Here is a 3,001-nt window from a genome sequence, read left to right as displayed (position 1 = left end):
CCCTGCAGTCCGGCATGCTCTTCCACGGCCTGGTCGACGGGGACGGCGCCTACGTGGACCGGATCGCCGTACGGCTGGCCGGCGTCGCCGACCCGGCGGCCTTCGCCGCGGCCTGGCAGCAGGTCGCCGACCGCACCCCGGCGCTGCGCACCTCCGTGCACTGGCGCGGCCTGCCGCACCCCGTCCAGCTGGTCGCGCGCCGTGCCGCCCTGCCCGTCCGCCACCTGGACTGGCGCGCGCTGACGGCCGAACAGCGCGCCGGGGGGACCGAACGGCTGCTCGCCGAGGAGCGGGCCGCCGGGCTGGACCTGGGCACCGCGCCGCTCAGCCGGCTGGCCCTGGCCGCGCTGCCCGGCGAGGAGGTGCTGCTGCTCTGGTCCACCCACCACGTGATCCTGGACGGCTGGAGCACCGGACAGCTGCTCACCGAGGTGTGCGAGGAGTACGCCGCGCTCACCGGCGGACCGCAGGCGCCCCGCCCGGTCCGGCGCCCGTTCGCGGACTTCCTGGCCTGGCTGCGCGAGCAGGACGAACAGGCCGCCGAGGACCACTGGAGCGGCGCCCTGGCCGGGTTCACCGAACGGACCGCGCTGCCCTACGACCGCCGGCCCGCCGGAGCGCACCGGGCCCGGGCCACCGCCGCCGTCCACCGCGCCCTCGACGAGGCGCTCTCCGCCCGGCTGCGGGAGAACGCCGCCGCCGCCGGACTGACCGTCAACACCCTGGTCGAGGCAGCGTGGGCGCTGCTGCTGGCCCGCTACGGCGGCACCGCGGACGTCGTCTTCGGCACCACCGTCTCCGGGCGGCCGGCCGAACTGCCCGGCGTCGAGACGATGATCGGCCTGTTCATCAACACCGTGCCGGCCCGGGTCCGGCCGCCCGCGACCGGCGGCGTGCTGCCCTGGCTGCGGGACCTCCAGGACCGGCAGAGCGACGGCCGCCGCCACGACCACCTGGCGCTGCCCCGCATCCAGGCGCTGAGTGAACTGCCCGCCGGGGAACCGCTGTTCGACAGCATGCTGGTGTTCGAGAACTACCCCGTCGACGAGTCGGCCGCGGACCGCACCGGCGTGCGGGTGGTCGAGGTGCGCGCCGACGACGCCACCACCTTCCCCTGGTGCCTGCGCGCCCACCTCAGCGGGCAGCTCGCCTTCGACCTGGCCTACGACCCCGCCCTGTTCGACGACGGCACCGTCCAGGACGCCGCCGACCGCCTCGCCCTGCTGCTGACCGCCCTCGCCGACGGCCTGGACGGCGACCTCGCCGCGCTGGACCCGCTCACCGCGGCCGACCGCGAACTGCTGGCCGCCTGGCACGCCACCGCCCGCCCGCCGGTGCCGCGCAGCCCGCTGGGGATCTTCGCCGAGCAGGCCCGCCGCACCCCCGACGCCCCCGCCGTGCGCGACGGCGAGCACGAACTGACGTACCGCGGGCTCGACGACTGGTCCGACCGGCTGGCCGCCCGGCTGCTCGCCGACGGCCTGGCCCCCGAGGACCGGGTGGCGCTGGCGATGGACCGCGGCACCGAACTCGTCGTCGCCCAACTGGCGGTCCTCAAGGCGGGCGGCGCCTACCTGCCCGTCGACCCGCGCGCCCCCGAGGAGCGCCGCCGCGCCCTGCTCGACCGGGCCGGCGCCGCCCACCGGCTGAGCGCCGAACAGGTCGCCGCCGCACGGACCGGTGAGGCGGCCCCGCACCTTCCGCCCGCCGACCCCGACCGGCTGGCGTACGTGATGTACACCTCCGGCTCCACCGGCGAACCCAAGGCCGTCGCCGTCCGGCACCGCGACGTGGCCTCGCTCGCCACCGACAGCCGCTTCACCGACGGCAGCTGCGCCCGGGTGCTGCTGCACTCGCCGGTCGCCTTCGACGCCGCCACCTTCGAGGTGTGGGCGCCGCTGCTGAACGGCGGCTGCGTGCTCGTCGCCCCCGCCGGCCCGGTGGACGCCGCACTGCTGCGCCGCCTCGCCGGACCGGACGGACCGACGGCGCTGTGGCTCACCGCCGGACTGTTCCGGCTGCTCGCCCAGGACGCGCCGGACTGCTTCACCGGCCTGCGGGCCCTGTGGACCGGCGGCGACGTGGTGCCCGCCGCCGCCGTGCGCCGCGTCCTGGCGGCCTGCCCCGGACTGACCGTCACGGACGGCTACGGCCCCACCGAGACCACCACCTTCGCCACCGCCCACGCCCTCCCGGACGCCGCGGCCGTGCCCGACACCGTCCCGATCGGCCGCCCGCTGGACGACCGGCGGGTGCACGTCCTGGACGGCCGGCTGCGGCCCGTCCCGCCGGGCTGCGCGGGCGAGCTCTACCTGGCCGGCGAGGGCCTGGCCCGCGGCTACCTCGGCCGCCCCGGCGCCACCGCCGCCCGCTTCCTCGCCGACCCCTCCGGCCCGCCCGGCGCCCGGATGTACCGCACCGGGGACCTCGCCCGGCGCCGCCCCGACGGCACCGTCGAATTCCTCGGCCGCGCCGACGACCAGGTGAAGATCCGCGGCTTCCGGGTCGAGCCCGCCGAGGTGGAGGCCGCCCTCGCCGCCCACCCGAAGGTCACCGACGTCGCCGTGGTCGTCCGGGAGGACCGGCCCGGCGCCCGCCGACTGGTCGCCTACCCGGTCGGCGCCGTCGACCCCGAGGAGCTGCGGGCCTTCGCCGGCCGCACCCTGCCCGACTACCTCGTCCCGGCCGCCGTCGTCCCGCTCCCCGCCCTCCCGCTGAGCCGCAACGGCAAGGTCGACCGCGCCGCCCTCCCGGCGCCCGAGGAGCGGCCCGGCCACGGGCGCCGCGCCCGCGTCGAACCGCGCACCGCCGCCGAACACCGCACCGCCGAGGTCTTCGCCGAGGTCCTCGGCATCCGCCCGCCCGGCACGGACGAGGACTTCTTCGCCCTGGGCGGCGACTCCATCCTCAGCATCCGGCTCGCCGCCCGTCTCGCCGAGGCCTTCGGCGCCGACCTCGGCCCCCGCGCGGTCTTCGACCACCCCACCCCGGCCGGCCTGGC

The 3,001-nt window shown here is 78.0% G+C and carries 1 protein-coding gene; it reads left to right on the top strand.

The window, feature by feature from the left end; genetic code table 11:
- Positions 1-14: 14 nt before the first annotated feature.
- On the top strand, positions 15-3,001 hold a 2,987-nt coding region (locus ACIQOV_RS35100; protein WP_401054896.1), incomplete at its 3' end, for an amino acid adenylation domain-containing protein.

The sequence above is a fragment of the Kitasatospora sp. NPDC091257 genome (assembly GCF_044757675.1).
In the GTDB taxonomy this organism is placed as follows: Bacteria; Actinomycetota; Actinomycetes; order Streptomycetales; family Streptomycetaceae; genus Kitasatospora; species Kitasatospora lactacystinica.
Note: the sequence above shows the minus strand (reverse complement) of the source record. Positions and strands in the feature narration are given on the sequence as shown.